A 14,896-nucleotide genomic window follows, 5' to 3' on the forward strand; every position below is an offset into this window, starting at 1 on the left:
GGATGACTTCGCCATGCTGCATACCCTCGCCGTCGCCAACTACCGCTCGATCAACAGCCTGATCCTGCCGCTGGGCCGGCTCAACCTGATCACAGGCGCCAACGGCAGCGGCAAGTCCAACCTCTACCGCGCGCTGCGCCTGCTGGCGGAAACCGCGCAAGGTGGCGTGGTCAACGCGCTGGCGCGCGAAGGCGGGCTGGAGTCGAGTTTCTGGGCCGGGCCGGAGAAGATTTCCCGGCGTATGCGCAGCGGTGAGGTGCCGGTGCAGGGTGGGCCACGACAGAACGTGATGCGCCTGCGCCTGGGCTTTGCCGGCGAGGATTTCGGCTACTCCATCGCCCTTGGCCTGCCCGAGCCAAGCAGCTCGGCCTTCGCTCTCGACCCGGAGATCAAGCGCGAATGCATCTGGGCTGGCGCCAGCTACCGCCCTGCCTCGCTGCTGGTGGATCGCGCCGGGCCCATGGTGCGCATGCGTGAAGGTCGCAGCTGGCAGGTACTGGCCCAGCACGTGCCGAACTACGACAGCCTGTTCGACCAGATCGGCAACGACCCGAATTGCCCGGAAGTTTTCCAGCTACGCGAAACCATTCGCCGCTGGCGCTTCTACGATCACTTTCGCAGCGATGCCGAGGCGCCGGCGCGCCAGCCGCAACTGGGCACGCGCACACCGGTGCTGCACCACGATGGCCGCGACCTGGCCGCCGCCCTGCAGACCATCCGCGAGATCGGCGACCGTGAAGCCCTGGATGCCGCCATCGACGACGCCTTTCCCGGCAGCCGTCTGCATATAGACTTTCAGGCCGGCGGACGCTTCGCTGTGGAACTGCGCCAGGAAGGTCTGCTGCGCCCCTTGAGCGCTGCCGAGCTGTCCGACGGCACGCTGCGCTACCTGTTGCTGGTGGCAGCCCTGCTCACGCCGCGACCACCGTCACTGATGGTGCTCAACGAACCGGAAACCAGCCTGCACCCGGATCTGCTGCCGGCACTCGGGCGCCTGATCATCGCCGCGTCGAAGCAGACCCAGGTGTGGGTGGTGTCGCACGCCAGCCGGCTGATCGCCACGCTCAAGGAAAGCCCGGGGTGCAACACTCTGGAGCTGGACAAACAGCTCGGCCAGACCTGCATTCGCGGCCAGGGCATGCTCGACGAGCCGCCCTGGCACTGGCCGGATTGAGACGTCCGTAGGGTGCGCCGCGCGCACCGCGTTTTGCAGTGGCCATGAAAAGCCGGTGCGCACAGCGCACCCTACTCGTTCTCACAGCCCGTCGAGATAGCGCTCGACATCCAGCGCCGCCATGCAACCGGCACCGGCCGAGGTGATCGCCTGGCGATAGACCGAATCGGCCACGTCACCGGCGGCGAACACGCCAGCCACAGTGGTCGCGGTGGCATTGCCCTCGCGTCCACCATTGACCACCAGATAGCCATCCTTCAGCGCCAGTTGGCCTTCGAACAAGCTGGTATTGGGGGTATGGCCGATGGCAACGAACAGACCATCCACCTTCAGCTCGCGATAGGCGCCGCCATACTGTTTCAGGCGCACACCGGTGACGCCGCTGGCATCGCCCAGCACCTCGTCCACCTCGGCATTGAGCTGCAGCTCGATCTTGCCTTCGGCAATGCGCGCGCGCAGCTTGTCCTGCAGGATCTTCTCGGCACGGAACGTCTCGCGGCGGTGAATCAGGGTTACCTTGCTGGCGATGTTGGCCAGGTATAGTGCCTCTTCCACAGCGGTATTGCCGCCACCGACCACCGCGACCTCGCGGCCACGATAGAAGAAACCATCGCAGGTCGCGCACGCAGAAACACCGCGGCCCATGAACGCCTCTTCACTGGGCAGCCCCAGGTAGCGAGCGCTGGCGCCGGTGGCGATGATCAGCGCGTCGCAGCTATAAGTGGCGCTGTCGCCAACCAGGGTGAATGGCTTGCCGGCCAGATCCACGGCGTTGATATGGTCGAAGACGATCTCGGTCTCGAAGCGCTCGGCATGCTCCTGCATGCGCTGCATCAGCGCCGGGCCGGTCAGGCCATGAGGGTCACCCGGCCAGTTGTCCACCTCGGTGGTGGTGGTCAGTTGGCCGCCGGCCTGGATACCGGTGATCAGCAGCGGTTTCAGGTTGGCGCGTGCGGCATAGACGGCAGCGCTATAACCGGCAGGACCGGAACCCAGAATGATGACGCGGGCATGACGAACGGCAGACATCGCTAACTCCTTGCAGGCCCACAGGGCCGGCAGGCCAGAATAAAAAGGGACTCTCGAAGCACTAGGGGAAGGCTTGGAAGGATGAGAGCCCCGCAAAAGAGAAACTGGGCACAAGGCTATCGAGGCGGCTGGCGAAGCGGAAATATCCATTGCCAATTCCGCGAATAGAGTCCGCCTATGGCTGTCGGGTTGAACCTTGCCCCATGGCTGAACTTTCACCGCGCAGGCAAAGTCGGTATGGTCGCGCGCATCAACCACTCAGGAGACCGCCATGCCCGCCGCTCCCGTCCTGTCCGGCCCGCAATACCTGCGAGAAGGCCTGAGGCTGGTACTCAGCCCCGGCCTGCGCCTGTTCGTATTGCTGCCGCTAGCGATCAATCTGATCCTGTTCGTCAGCATGATCAGCTTTGCCGTGCAGCAGTTCAGCGGCTGGGTCGATACCTTCATGCCTTCCCTGCCGAACTGGCTGAGCTTCCTGCAGTACATCCTCTGGCCACTGTTCGTGGTGCTGGTGCTGCTGATGGTGTTCTTCACCTTCACCCTGCTGGCCAACATCATCGCCGCACCGTTCAACGGTTTTCTCGCGGAGAAGGTCGAAGTGGTGGCGCGCGGTGAAGATCATTTCCCGCCGTTCAGCTGGGCCGAACTGGCAGCCATGGTGCCGCGTACCATGGGTCGCGAAATGCGCAAGCTGGCGTATTTCCTGCCACGCGCCATCGGCCTGCTGATCCTCAGCTTCATCCCGGTGGTCAACCTGGTCGCCGCGCCGCTGTGGCTGCTGTTCGGCGTGTGGATGATGGCCGTGCAGTACATCGACTACCCGGCGGACAACAACAAGATGAGCTGGCAGGACATGCTCGCCTGGCTGCGCGAGAAGCGCTGGCAGAGCCTGAGCTTCGGCGGCATCACCTACGCCGCCCTGCTGGTCCCAGGGCTGAACATCCTCATGATGCCGGCCGCCGTGGCCGGTGCCACGCTGTTCTGGGTGCGTGAGCGCGGCGAGCAGGCGCTAGGTTCGCGCAAGAACATCGTGTAACGCCTGCATCGACGCCTGCGACTCGCGCTCGATGCGCCGGTGCATGAACAGGCCATTGGCCAGGCGCATCGGCCAGCCGGGGAAACCGTATTCGAGGGTGCGCACGAACTCGCAGCCGCCCTCGACCGCCACGCACTCGTAGGTGAGCAGCAAGTGCAGGCCATGGTCGCCCAGAGCACTGGCCTGCCAACGCTGGGCCGGCTGATAGTCGAGCACGTCCCAGCGCAGATGCCCGGCGCGGCCGCCGGCATGAATGTCTTCCTCGAAGCGCTCACCCGCGAGCAAGGCCCCTTCACGCCCATAGATGTGCAGTGACGACGGGTGCCACTGCGGCCAGTGACTCGGCGCCGCGGCATATTCCAGCACGCACGCAGCAGGCCGGGCGATGCGAATGCGGTGCTGCTGGCGGTTCTGCTCATGGATCGCCTCCGGCTCCCAGTGCAGAGTCCCGTACAGCCAGTCCATCAGCGGATGGACGATGCCGAAGTTGCACGAATGCATCAGCTCACGGCGATGGTGCAGCGCATGCAGACGGCGCATCTGGCGAATCCACGGCAAGCGCGACACCGGGTGTTCGGCCGGCAGGTGCTCGCAGGCATGTACCACCTCATAGCTCATGTAGCCCAGCAGCATGCTGCCGGCGAACAGCGCGGCGAGGTTGCCGTCGAGATGGGACAACAGCCACCAGGCGGCGAACAACGGCAGGCTGTAGAGCACGATCAGCCAGGCCGGAAAGAAGATCACACGCCAGTCGCGCGCCGTCTCGTATGGCATCAGCGTCTCGACGAAGAAGCTGTGGTGATCGCCGGTGTGGCGTTTGTAGAAGAGTTTGCCGAAGCGCGTCTTGTTGTGGCCGAGGCGCTTGTGCACCTGGTATTCGCCCCAGCTGAAGAACAGCAGCGTCGCCGGCACCAGCAGCCATTGCCAGGGCGCCACAGCCTCCAGCGTGCTCCCAAGCAAGCCGATGCAGAGCAGCCCGTAAGCCAGTACGAATGCGGCATGCAACCAGGGGTTGTACCGCGGGTGGATGGCAGCCCGGTAATCGCTGCGAAAAGCCTGGGCATTGTCGTTGTTGTAGGCCATGGCGCTCTCCTGTGGATTGACAGCAGTCTAGGCCCGGCTAAATCATTCGAATAATGGATATTTTAAAAGAGCATTATCCGTGATAACGAATTTACGTCAGCTCGACCTCAACCTGCTGCTGGTCTTCGACGCCCTGATGCAGGAAGGCAATCTGACCCGCGCCGCCCAACGCCTGCACCTGAGTCAGTCAACCGTGAGCAACGCCCTCACCCGCCTGCGCCAGCAACTGGGCGAGGAGCTGTTCCAGCGCACCGCCCGCGGCATGACCCCGACCGCGCGCGCCCTGGCCCTCTACCCGCCCGTACGTCAGGCGCTGCAATTGCTGCAGGCCGGCCTCGGCCCCGCGGAGCCCTTCGATGCCTGGGCGCCGCACGTGTTCAGCTTGTCGCTCAACGACTACGCCCAGGCCGCGCTGTTGCCGATGCTGCAGGCGCATCTGGCCCGCGTCGCGCCGCTGGTAGAGCTGGTAGCGCACAGCGACGACGCCGACAACCTGCTGCCGCGCCTGGAAAGCGGTGCCCTGGACCTGGCCATCGACTACCTGCACGTCGACTCGCCCGACCTGCATTACGCGCCCCTGCGCGAAGAAGCCCTGGTGGTGATCGGCCGCCAGGATCATCCGGCCTTCGTCGGCGGCCTCAGCCTCAAGGATTACCAAGAGGCTCGCCACGTGATCGTGACGCCGCGCGCCGGTCGCGGTTCGCCGCTGGAAATCGTCCTGGGCTCGGCCAAGGTCAGGCGCCAGGCAGCGCTGCACCTGCCCAATTACCTGCCGATTCCGGCCATCGTCGCTCACACCGATCTACTCGGCACCATACCCGCGCGCCTGGCCGAAGCCTTCGCACCGCTATTCGCCCTGCAGGTGGCGCCGCTCCCCTTCGACATGCCGGCCGTGCAGATCAGCCTGATCTGGCATCGCCAGCAGCACCATGACCCGGCGCACCTCTGGCTGCGAGAACAACTTCACGGCCTGCTTGCCTGACATATAAACGCAATCGAAACGTCATGTTCACTACATGACCTGGGCAGAGACTGCTTACATGAACGCACCTTCTCTGCACATCGCGCTGATCAGCGAAACCTTCCCGCCGGAAATCAACGGCGTGGCCAATACCCTCGGCCGCCTGGTCGACGGCCTGCGTGGCCGTGGCCATCGCGTACAACTGATACGGCCACGCCAGGAGGTCGATCAGGAGCAGGACGCCGGCAATGACCTGCTGCTCACTCGCGGCTGGCCGCTGCCCGGCTACCCCGGCCTGCAATGGGGTCAGTCATCCCTGCACAAGCTGCTCAGGCGCTGGCAACGGCAGCGACCGGACGTGCTCTACATCGCCACCGAAGGCCCGCTTGGCCTGTCCGCTTTGCGCGCGGCCAGGCGCCTGGCGATCCCAGTGGTCAGCGGTTTTCACACCAATTTCCAGCAGTACACCGGGCACTACGGCATCGGCCTGCTGACCCGAGCGATGACCAACTACCTGCGCTGGTTCCACAACCGCACGCAGATGACGCTGGTGCCGAGCATCGGCCAGAAGGTCGATCTTGAGCGCCGTGATTTCGAGCGCCTGGCCCTGCTTGCCCGTGGCGTCGACAGCCAGTTGTTCCACCCACGCAGACGCTGCGACGCCTTGCGCGAAAGCTGGGGCCTGGGGCCGGATCACCTGGCCGTGCTGCATGTAGGTCGCCTGGCGGCAGAGAAGAATCTCGGTCTGCTGGTAAAAGCCTTCCACGCCCTGCAGACGGCTCACCCGCAGCGCCGTATGCGCCTGGTCCTGGTCGGCGACGGACCACTGCGCGCCAACCTCCAGGCGCAACTACCAGACGCGCTGTTCTGCGGCCTGCAGCGCGGTGAAGCGTTGGCCACGCACTACGCTTCGGGCGATCTGTTCCTGTTCCCCAGCCTCTCGGAAACCTTCGGCAATGTGGTGCTGGAGGCCCTGGCATCGAGCCTCGGCGTGGTGGCATTCGACCAGGCTGCGGCCGCCCAGCATATCCATCACGGGCACAACGGCATGCTCGCCCGCCCTGGCGACGAAGCCGGTTTCTGCGAAGCCGCCTGTGAGTTGCTGGACGATGCGGAAGTCTTCCGCCGCATCCGCCTCAATGCCCGCAGGCATGCCAGCCACCTCAGCTGGGACGGCATCGTCGCGCTGTTCGAACAGCACCTGCGCAGCGCCATGCAGCCGGCGCCCGAGCGGACGAAGCCGGTAAACATCGACACCCCAGTGGCGATCCCGAGCAAAACGCCGGAGCACTGACACACTCCCCGTAGGGTGCGCCATGCGCACCGCGAACCTGACGCGATACCGAGCAGGTTCGCGCGGCGCCACCTCAACCAGCGGGCGTAAAAAAGCCCCGACGTGCCGGGGCTGAAAACGGGGCGCCGGATCGCGACGCCCGCCAGAAACGGACTCAGACCAGCGTGGTCAGCGCATCGCGGCTGAACGGCAGGATGTCCTGCTCGCGGCCTTCACGCACCTTCAGCGCCCAATCCGGGTCGACCAGCAGCGCGCGGCCCACGGCGACCAGATCGAACTCCTCCTTGTTCAGGCGCTCGAGCAGATTCTCGAGACTGGCCGGCTCGGCCACCTTGTCGGTCTTGACCATGAACTGCAGGAACTCGCCATCCAGGCCGACACTGCCGACGGTGATGGTCGGCTTGCCAGTGAGCTTGCGTGTCCAGCCGGCCAGGTTGAGGTCGCTGCCTTCGAACTCCGGCTCCCAGAAACGGCGCGTCGAGCAATGGAAGATGTCCACGCCCGCATCGGACAGCGGCTTGAGGAAGGCCTCCAGCTGCTCCGGGGTCTGCACCAGGCGTGCGGTGTAGTCCTGCTGCTTCCACTGCGAGAACCGCAGGATGATCGGGAAGTCCGGGCCGACCGCAGCGCGCACCGCCTGGATCAGCTCGATGGCAAAACGCGAACGCGCTGCCAGGTCACCACCGTACTGGTCGGTTCGCTGGTTGCTGCCTTCCCAGAAGAACTGGTCGATCAGGTAGCCATGGGCGCCATGAATCTCCACACCATCCATGCCGATGGCCTTGGCATCGCGCGCAGCCTGGGCGAAGGCGGCGATCACCTCATCGATATCGGCCTGGGTCATGCCATGCACGACCACCTGGCCGTCCTTGGTCTTCTCCATCGGGCCAAAGCCCGGCACGCTGGCATCCGGCTCGGTGCCCAGCTTGCGCACGTTACCCACGTGCCAGAGCTGCGGAACGATCTTGCCGCCTTCGGCATGCACGGCGTCGACCACCTGCTTCCAGCCGGCCAGGGCGTCTTCGCCGTAGAAACGCGGCACATTCGGATAACCATTGGCGGCCTTATGACCGACGGTGGTGCCCTCGGTGACGATCAGGCCCACGCCCGCAGCCGCACGGCGACGGTAATACTCGATGACCTTGGCATTGGGCACACCACCGGGCGAAAAGGAGCGGGTCATCGGCGCCATGACCACACGGGTCGGCAGCTCCAGGTTACCGAGGCGGAACGGGGCGAACAGGGCTTGAACGGGAGCGCTCATCATCTTTCCTCTGGGGTTGAACGGTAATCAGGCCTGCAGCAAACGCTCCAGGCGGGTGACGAAAGCTTCCAGCGGCTGCAGGTTGCGCCCCACCTTGAGACGGGCGAGCACGCCTTGCCAGGCGTCGCTGATGAAGGTAGCGAGGTTGCCGCAGTCCTCGTCGGCCGGCAGTTCACCGGCGGCCTGCGCCTGCTCCAGGCAGTCGCGCAGGATATCCACCGAGGCCTGCTGGATGGCCGCGACCTCGGCACCGATGGCCGGCAGCATCTCGCTCATCTCGAAACTCAGGCTGCCGATGAAGCAGTGGTACTGCGGCGTCTCCTGGCGGGCGAAGTGCGCCAGCAGGTCGCGGTAATAGCCAAGGATGCGTGCACGCGGGCTCAATGCCGGGTCATTAAGCGCCTGGGCATAGCGCGTCAGGCGCGGCCGATAGATGAAAGCTAGCGCCTGCAGGGCGAAATCTTCCTTGCTGGCGAAGTAGTGATAGAAGCTGCCCTTGGGAATCCCGGCCGCCTGGACGATCTCCAGCACGCCGGTGCCGTGATAACCGCGCCGGGTCATCACCGCCGAGCCCTTGCTGAGGATCAGGTCGCGCTTGTCGAGTCGAATGCTGTTCATGACGCCGAGCATATGACCGGTCGTCTCGCTCGGCACAGCACTATTGATGCTGGTGATTAAGCACCACAACAAACGGCGCCAGAAAACGTAGGAGCGAGCTCTGCTCGCGAAGCCGTTGGCTTACAGAATTCGCGAGCAGAGCTCGCTCCAACAGATCAGGACTGCAGCCAGATCAGCGAAGCGAAACGTCCGGTGCGGGCACTGCGGCGATAGGAGTAGAAACGCGGGTCGTTGTAGGTGCACAGGCCACCGCCGCTGACGGCGGTGACGCCGATGGCAGCCAGGCGGATACGTGCCAGTTGGTAGATATCGGCCATGAACCTGCCGGCATTGGCGCTGGGCACGAATGCGCTGGCAGCCCCGGCGTGCTGTTGTACGAAGGCCTCGCGTACTTCAGCCCCGACCTCGAACGCGGCCGGGCCGATGGCTGGGCCAAGCCAGACCAGCAATTCCTGCGGCGCGACTTTCATCGCCTGCACGGTCGCCTCCAGCACACCACCGGCCAACCCGCGCCAACCCGCATGGGCAGCCGCCACACGCGTACCGGCGCGGTCGCAGAACAATGCCGGCAGGCAATCGGCAGTCATCGCCGTACAGGCGATACCAGGCGTGGCCGTCCAGTTGCCATCGGCTTCGATGACCACCGCCGGATTGGCTTCGGCCACCACTATGCCGTGCACCTGGCGCAACCAGGCTGGCTGGCAACCCAGGGCATCGACCAGATACTGACGGTTGCTTGCCACCGCAATCGGGTCGTCCTCGACATGATCGCCCAGGTTGAAGGTATCGAACAGTGCCGCGCTGACGCCGCCGCTACGGGTGGTGACGCAGGCGCGCACGTTAGCCGGCGCAGGCCAGTCGGGAGTCAACCAATCGTGGGCACTCACCCGACGAAAGCCTCACGATCCTGGCGCAGCAGGGTCAGTAGCCAGACCAGATCATCCGGCAGCTCCGACTCCCACTTCATGCGCTTGCCCGTAGCCGGATGATCCAGCTCGAGAAAGCGTGCATGCAACGCCTGACGCGGGAATTCCTTGAGGCTCTGCACCAGTGTCGGGCTGGCGGCTGGCGGAATGCGGAAACGGCCGGCGTAGACCGGATCGCCCACCAGCGGGTAGCCAACGTGGGTCATGTGCACACGAATCTGGTGGGTACGCCCGGTTTCCAGCTTGACCCGTACATGGGTGTGCGAGCGGTAGCGCTCGAGCACGCGGTAGTGACTGATCGCCGGCTTGCCGCCATCGGTCACTGCCATACGCTGACGCTGGCTGGAGCTGCGGCCAATCGGCGCATCGATGGTGCCGCCGGCGGTGATCACGCCGATGCAGATGCATTCATAGATGCGGCTGACGCTGCGCTTCTGCAGTTGTTCGACCAGATTGGTCTGCGCCTGCAGGGTCTTGGCCACCACCATCAGGCCGGTGGTGTCCTTGTCCAGACGATGGACGATGCCGGCGCGCGGCACATTGATGATGTCCGGTACGTGGTGCAGCAGGGCGTTGAGCAGGGTGCCGTCGGCATGCCCCGCGGCCGGGTGCACCACCAGACCGGCTGGCTTGTCGATCACCAGCAGGTGTTCGTCTTCATAGACGATGTTCAGTTCGATGTCCTGCGCGATCCACTCGCCCTGCGCTTCCTGCTCGGCATCCAGTACCAGCGTCGAGCCAGCATGCACGGTGTCGCGCGGACGCGCCACGGCGCCATCGACAGTCAGGCGACCTTCCTTGATCCAGGTGGAAAGGCGCGAACGGGAGAACTCGCCAAACAGCTGCGCAGCCACCTGGTCGAGGCGTTGACCGCCCTGTTCAAAGGGGACAATGGCCTGGAGTTGGATCAGCTGTTTGTTTATAGAAGTCATCTTCGGCAACGGCGGGAGCCTGGCCTTTGGTTTCGGCGACAGGCTTGTGGTTAAATACGGCGTCTTTGCCCCAGGGTTTTCCGGGGGCGCTCATCATAACAGGACGGCCGCGCGGCCGTCACAGGGACGCAAGCCGCCATGCAAGTGAAACACCTGCTGCTGATCGCCATCCTCGCCCTTACCGCCGCCTGCTCTTCCAAGCAGCCGGAGGTCGATGAAAACCTCAGCGAGGTGGAGCTGTACCAGCAGGCCCAGGCCGACCTGGACAACCGCAGCTACACCCAGGCCATCGCCAAACTGAAGGCGCTGGAGTCGCGCTATCCGTTCGGGCGCTATGCCGAGCAGGCGCAGCTGGAGCTGATCTACGCCTACTACAAGAATGCCGAGCCGGAGGCCGCCAAGTCGTCCGCCGAGCGCTTCATTCGTCTGCACCCGCAGCACGCCAACGTCGACTACGCCTACTACCTCAAGGGCCTGGCCTCCTTCGACCAGGACCGTGGCCTGCTGGCGCGCTTCCTGCCGCTGGACATGACCAAGCGTGACCCGGGCGCCGCGCGCGACTCCTACAACGAGTTCGCTCAGCTCACCAGCCGTTACCCGACCAGCCGCTACGCCCCGGACGCCAAACAGCGCATGATCTACCTGCGCAACCTGCTGGCCGCCTATGAAGTGCACGTCGCCCACTACTACCTGACCCGCCAGGCCTACGTCGCCGCCGGCAACCGTGGCCGCTACGTGGTGGAAAACTTCCAGGAAACCCCGTCGGTCGGTGACGGTCTGGCAATCATGACCGAGGCTTATCAGCGCCTGTCCCTGGACGACCTGGCTGCCACCAGCCTGGAAACCCTCAAGCTCAACTACCCTGACCATCCGAGCCTGGAAAGCGGCGAGTTCGTGCCGCTCGAAGAGGAAGCCGACAACCGCTCCTGGCTGGCCAAAGCCACCCTGGGCCTGATCGAAACCGACACGCCGTTGCCGCCGGGCGAAACCCGCGCCAGCCAGGACGTGGTTCGTCAGTACGAGGAAGCCGAGCAGCAGATACCGCGCGAACTGCAGCAGGACGCCAAGACCGGCGAAACCGCCAAGAAGCGTTCGATCTGGAGCTACCTGACCTTCGGTCTGTTCGACTGATCGACACGTCAACGCAGAAGGGAGGCCCCGGCCTCCCTTTTTTCTGCCCACGGATTTCATCCTGGCTACGGGCTCACCTCCGACTTGCAGCCCGTCCCCTCGGAATCAGCTCACAGCCTGCCACCGCCCCCCTGTGCCGATGGTCTCAGCTTGGCTAAACTGCCGGCTTTAACCGGATAAAAGAGCACACCATGGGCCTGTTCCGCCTGCTGTTCTGGGTTGCAGTGATCTTCGCCGCAATCTGGATCTGGCGTCGCTTCATCAGCAAAGCCAAAAGCACTCGACCCACCGAGGACACCGCAGCCCCCATGGTGCGCTGCGCGCACTGCGGCGTGCACATTCCCAAGACCCAGGCGCTGAGCCAGGATCAGCAGTGGTACTGCAGCCAGGCCCACCTCGAACAAGGCCCGCACACCGGTGACCGCTGATATCAGCGCACCCGGCAACACCCAGGGGCGACGCATCCTCAGGCTTTATCACTTCTATCGCCTGAGCATCGGCCTGGCGCTGATACTGATGATCTCCAGCAACCTCGACGAGCAGTTGCTGGACGTCGTGCATATCGAGCTGTTTCGCACCGGCAGCTGGGTTTACCTGATCCTCAACATCTTCATCGCCGTACTGGTGCAGAAACCCAAGCACCTGATGCAGCTGTTCAGCCTGGCGCTGGTCGACGTGATCTTTCTCTCGGCCCTGTTCTACGCCGCCGGCGGCACGCCCAGCGGCATAGGCAACCTGCTGGTGGTAGCGGTGGCCATCGCCAATATCCTCCTGCGCGGACGCGTTGGTCTGCTGATCGCCGCCGTCGCCGCCATGGCGCTGATCTACCTGACCTTCTACCTCAGCCTCAGCCGCCCGGCTGCCGCCGCCCAGTACGTGCAGGCTGGCGCCCTCGGCGCGCTGTGCTTCGCCGGGGCGCTGTTCATCCAAGGCATCACCCGCCGCCTGCAAGTCAGCGAGAACCTGGCCGAGCAACGCGCGGCCGACGTGGCCAACCTGGAAGAGCTCAACGCGCAGATCCTGCAGCGCATGCGCACCGGCATCCTGGTGCTCGATACCCAGCATCGTGTGCTGCTGGCCAACCAGGGCGCGACCCAACTGCTGGGGCGCGGCGAACTGACCGGCAAGATCATCGACCCACACAGCCCGGAGCTGGTCAAACGCCTGCAACAGTGGCTGCACAACCCGACCTTGCGCCCGGACAGCCTGCAGGCCCAGGTCGATGGCCCGGTACTGCAGCCCAGCTTCATTTCCCTGCAACGCGGTGACCAGCAGCACACCCTTGTGTTTCTCGACGACATCTCGCAGATCGCCCAGCAGGCGCAGCAACTCAAGCTGGCCTCGCTCGGCCGCCTGACCGCCGGTATCGCCCACGAAATTCGCAACCCGCTCGGCGCCATCAGTCATGCCGCGCAATTGCTGCAGGAGTCGGAGGATCTGCACGGCCCAGACCAGCGCCTGGCGCAGATCATTCAGGATCACTCCAAGCGCATGAACCTGGTGATCGAGAACGTTCTGCAACTGTCACGCAGGCGCCAAGCCGAACCGCAACTGCTCGACCTGAAGTACTGGCTGCACCGCTTCGCCAGCGAGTTTCGCAGCTCGGCACCGACTGACCGGCAGATCCACCTGGAGACCCAGGGCGGCAGCCTGCAGACACGCATGGACCCGCATCAACTGACCCAAGTGCTGACCAATCTGGTCCAGAACGGCCTGCGCTATAGTGCCAAGCAGCACAAGATCGGCCAGGTCTGGCTGCGCCTTTTCCGCGACGAGAACAGCGACCTGCCGGTGCTGGAAATCCTCGACGACGGCCCCGGTGTGCCGCCCGAGCAAGAGCAGCACATCTTCGAGCCCTTCTACACCACCGAGAACAAGGGCACCGGCCTCGGCCTGTATATTTCTCGCGAGCTGTGCCAAGGCAACCAGGCCCGCCTCGACTATAAACCTCGTGAAGGGGGCGGCAGTTGCTTCCGTATCACCTTCGCCCATCCGCGCAAACTGAGCTGAGCATGAACCGTCAGAGAGCCCTGATCGTCGACGACGAACCCGATATCCGCGAGCTGCTGGAAATCACCCTCGGGCGCATGAAGCTGGATACCCGCAGCGCCCGCAACGTCAAGGAAGCGCGCGAGTGGCTGGCGCGCGAGCCGTTCGACCTGTGCCTGACCGACATGCGCCTGCCCGATGGCACCGGCCTGGATCTGGTGCAGCATATCCAGCAGCGCCATCCGCAAGTGCCCGTGGCGATGATCACCGCCTACGGCAGCCTGGACACCGCGATCAACTCGCTCAAGGCCGGCGCCTTCGACTTCCTCACCAAACCGGTGGACCTCGGTCGCCTGCGCGAACTGGTCGCCACCGCCCTGCGCATTCGCTCCCCCGAAGGTGAGGAAACCCCGGTCGACAGTCGTCTGCTCGGCGACTCGCCACCGATGAAGTCGCTGCGCAAGCAGATCCAGAAACTCTCGCGCAGCCAGGCACCGGTCTACATCAGCGGCGAATCGGGTAGCGGCAAGGAACTGGTCGCCCGCCTGATCCACGAACAGGGCCCACGCGTGGAGCAGCCGTTCGTACCGGTCAACTGCGGCGCGATTCCCTCGGAGCTGATGGAAAGCGAGTTCTTCGGCCACAAGAAAGGTAGCTTCACCGGCGCCATCGAAGACAAGCAGGGCCTGTTCCAGGCGGCCAATGGCGGCACCCTGTTCCTCGATGAAGTCGCCGACCTGCCGCTGCCGATGCAGGTCAAATTGCTGCGCGCGATTCAGGAAAAAGCCGTGCGCGCCGTCGGTGGCCAGCAGGAAGTGGTGGTCGATGTACGCATCCTCTGCGCCACCCACAAGGATCTGGCAGCCGAAGTTGCTGCTGGCCGTTTCCGCCAGGACCTCTACTACCGGCTCAACGTCATCGAACTGCGCGTGCCGCCGCTGCGTGAGCGTCGCGAAGATATCGCTCAACTGGCTGACGTGATGCTCGCGCGCCTGGCCGATGGCACTGGCCTGGCCGCCGCCAAACTGCATCCCGATGCCTTGGAGAAGCTGAAGAACTATCGCTTCCCCGGCAACGTGCGCGAGCTGGAAAACATGCTCGAACGCGCCTACACCCTCTGCGAAGACGACCAGATCACACCCAGCGACCTGCGCCTGGCCGATGCCAGCGGCCCCAGCAACGAGGGCGGCGAAACCAGCCTGGCGCAGATCGACAACCTCGAGGACTACCTCGAGGACATCGAACGCAAGCTGATCATGCAGGCACTGGAAGAAACACGTTGGAACCGCACGGCGGCGGCCCAACGTCTGGGCCTGACCTTCCGTTCGATGCGCTATCGCCTGAAGAAACTAGGTATCGACTGACACCTGCGATCACAGATCATTCTTGTGTAGGAGCCGACTTGCTGGCGATCAAGCTAGTCCGTTTCACGCCCCGCAATCCCTTGATGCGGGGATGA

Annotated in this window: 14 protein-coding genes; 8 read left to right on the forward strand and 6 right to left on the reverse strand. The window is 64.4% G+C overall.

Annotated elements, in window-relative coordinates; genetic code table 11:
• Nucleotides 1-13 precede the first annotated feature (13 nt).
• The gene (locus BM186_RS02740; RefSeq protein ID WP_074913465.1) at nucleotides 14-1,174 is read left to right on the forward strand and encodes an AAA family ATPase; all 1,161 of its coding nucleotides are present in this window, start codon (nucleotides 14-16) and stop codon (nucleotides 1,172-1,174) included.
• Nucleotides 1,175-1,255: 81 nt separating this feature from the next.
• Here BM186_RS02740 and trxB read toward each other — a convergent pair whose 3' ends face one another.
• On the reverse strand, nucleotides 1,256-2,203 hold the full coding sequence (trxB, locus tag BM186_RS02745) for a thioredoxin-disulfide reductase (RefSeq protein ID WP_072422995.1): 948 nt from the start codon (nucleotides 2,201-2,203) through the stop codon (nucleotides 1,256-1,258).
• 271 nt (nucleotides 2,204-2,474) lie between these two features.
• Here trxB and cysZ point away from each other — a divergent pair, with 271 nt between their 5' ends.
• Complete coding sequence (cysZ, locus tag BM186_RS02750) at nucleotides 2,475-3,239, forward strand: sulfate transporter CysZ (RefSeq protein ID WP_074913466.1); 765 nt, start codon at nucleotides 2,475-2,477, stop codon at nucleotides 3,237-3,239.
• Here the strand turns inward: cysZ and BM186_RS02755 are convergent.
• Nucleotides 3,213-4,322 carry a sterol desaturase/SRPBCC family protein gene (locus tag BM186_RS02755; protein WP_074913467.1) on the reverse strand — a complete coding sequence of 370 codons (1,110 nt, stop codon included), beginning with the start codon at nucleotides 4,320-4,322 and terminating at the stop codon, nucleotides 3,213-3,215. The genes cysZ and BM186_RS02755 overlap by 27 nt on opposite strands.
• Before the next feature lie 79 nt (nucleotides 4,323-4,401).
• Here BM186_RS02755 and bsrA point away from each other — a divergent pair, with 79 nt between their 5' ends.
• Together bsrA and BM186_RS02765 are read left to right on the forward strand one after the other, a co-directional pair.
• A complete protein-coding gene (gene bsrA / locus BM186_RS02760) occupies nucleotides 4,402-5,304 on the forward strand; it encodes a LysR family transcriptional regulator BsrA (protein WP_074913468.1) in 903 nt (300 codons plus the stop codon).
• A 58-nt stretch (nucleotides 5,305-5,362) separates the two neighbouring features.
• The gene (locus BM186_RS02765; RefSeq protein WP_083431555.1) at nucleotides 5,363-6,577 is read left to right on the forward strand and encodes a glycosyltransferase family 4 protein; all 1,215 of its coding nucleotides are present in this window, start codon (nucleotides 5,363-5,365) and stop codon (nucleotides 6,575-6,577) included.
• A 154-nt stretch (nucleotides 6,578-6,731) separates the two neighbouring features.
• On the opposite strand, the gene BM186_RS02770 is transcribed toward BM186_RS02765, so the two are convergent.
• The 4 genes from BM186_RS02770 to rluD all read right to left on the reverse strand — a co-directional run bounded on the left by BM186_RS02770 (nucleotide 6,732) and on the right by rluD (nucleotide 10,317).
• Entirely contained in the window at nucleotides 6,732-7,841 is a 1,110-nt protein-coding gene (locus tag BM186_RS02770) for an NADH:flavin oxidoreductase (protein WP_074913470.1), read from the reverse strand.
• Between the two features lie 27 nt (nucleotides 7,842-7,868).
• Nucleotides 7,869-8,459, reverse strand: a complete 591-nt coding sequence (locus BM186_RS02775) for a TetR/AcrR family transcriptional regulator (protein ID WP_239692293.1) — start codon at nucleotides 8,457-8,459, stop codon at nucleotides 7,869-7,871.
• A 155-nt stretch (nucleotides 8,460-8,614) separates the two neighbouring features.
• A complete protein-coding gene (gene pgeF, locus BM186_RS02780) occupies nucleotides 8,615-9,346 on the reverse strand; it encodes a peptidoglycan editing factor PgeF (protein WP_074913471.1) in 732 nt (243 codons plus the stop codon).
• Nucleotides 9,343-10,317, reverse strand: a complete 975-nt coding sequence (rluD, locus tag BM186_RS02785; RefSeq protein WP_072423003.1) for a 23S rRNA pseudouridine(1911/1915/1917) synthase RluD — start codon at nucleotides 10,315-10,317, stop codon at nucleotides 9,343-9,345. Before rluD ends, pgeF begins: the two co-directional genes overlap by 4 nt.
• Nucleotides 10,318-10,455: 138 nt before the next feature.
• Here rluD and BM186_RS02790 point away from each other — a divergent pair, with 138 nt between their 5' ends.
• From BM186_RS02790 to BM186_RS02805, 4 genes are all read left to right on the forward strand, one after another.
• On the forward strand, nucleotides 10,456-11,448 hold the full coding sequence (locus BM186_RS02790; protein WP_021488146.1) for an outer membrane protein assembly factor BamD: 993 nt from the start codon (nucleotides 10,456-10,458) through the stop codon (nucleotides 11,446-11,448).
• A gap of 191 nt (nucleotides 11,449-11,639) precedes the next feature.
• Nucleotides 11,640-11,876, forward strand: coding sequence for a PP0621 family protein (locus BM186_RS02795; protein WP_072423004.1), 237 nt, complete (start codon nucleotides 11,640-11,642; stop codon nucleotides 11,874-11,876).
• Nucleotides 11,866-13,458, forward strand: a complete 1,593-nt coding sequence (locus BM186_RS02800) for a sensor histidine kinase (protein ID WP_074913472.1) — start codon at nucleotides 11,866-11,868, stop codon at nucleotides 13,456-13,458. Before BM186_RS02795 ends, BM186_RS02800 begins: the two co-directional genes overlap by 11 nt.
• A gap of 2 nt (nucleotides 13,459-13,460) precedes the next feature.
• Nucleotides 13,461-14,801 (forward strand): sigma-54-dependent transcriptional regulator, encoded by a 1,341-nt coding sequence (locus BM186_RS02805; protein ID WP_074913473.1) that lies wholly within the window; start codon nucleotides 13,461-13,463, stop codon nucleotides 14,799-14,801.
• Nucleotides 14,802-14,896 lie beyond the last annotated feature (95 nt).

The organism is Ectopseudomonas toyotomiensis, from assembly GCF_900115695.1.
Lineage (GTDB): Bacteria > Pseudomonadota > Gammaproteobacteria > Pseudomonadales > Pseudomonadaceae > Aquipseudomonas > Aquipseudomonas toyotomiensis.

Bases quoted from the DNA above. Each gene is read 5' to 3' on its own strand.
- BM186_RS02740 (WP_074913465.1), top strand. From the start codon at position 14: ATGCTGCATACCCTCGCCGTCGCCAACTACCGCTCGATCAACAGCCTG.
- trxB (WP_072422995.1), bottom strand. From the start codon at position 2,203: ATGTCTGCCGTTCGTCATGCCCGCGTCATCATTCTGGGTTCCGGTCCT.
- cysZ (WP_074913466.1), top strand. From the start codon at position 2,475: ATGCCCGCCGCTCCCGTCCTGTCCGGCCCGCAATACCTGCGAGAAGGC.
- BM186_RS02755 (WP_074913467.1), bottom strand. From the start codon at position 4,322: ATGGCCTACAACAACGACAATGCCCAGGCTTTTCGCAGCGATTACCGG.
- BM186_RS02765 (WP_083431555.1), top strand. From the start codon at position 5,363: ATGAACGCACCTTCTCTGCACATCGCGCTGATCAGCGAAACCTTCCCG.
- BM186_RS02770 (WP_074913470.1), bottom strand. From the start codon at position 7,841: ATGAGCGCTCCCGTTCAAGCCCTGTTCGCCCCGTTCCGCCTCGGTAAC.
- BM186_RS02775 (WP_239692293.1), bottom strand. From the start codon at position 8,459: ATGAACAGCATTCGACTCGACAAGCGCGACCTGATCCTCAGCAAGGGC.
- rluD (WP_072423003.1), bottom strand. From the start codon at position 10,317: ATGACTTCTATAAACAAACAGCTGATCCAACTCCAGGCCATTGTCCCC.
- BM186_RS02790 (WP_021488146.1), top strand. From the start codon at position 10,456: ATGCAAGTGAAACACCTGCTGCTGATCGCCATCCTCGCCCTTACCGCC.
- BM186_RS02795 (WP_072423004.1), top strand. From the start codon at position 11,640: ATGGGCCTGTTCCGCCTGCTGTTCTGGGTTGCAGTGATCTTCGCCGCA.
- BM186_RS02805 (WP_074913473.1), top strand. From the start codon at position 13,461: ATGAACCGTCAGAGAGCCCTGATCGTCGACGACGAACCCGATATCCGC.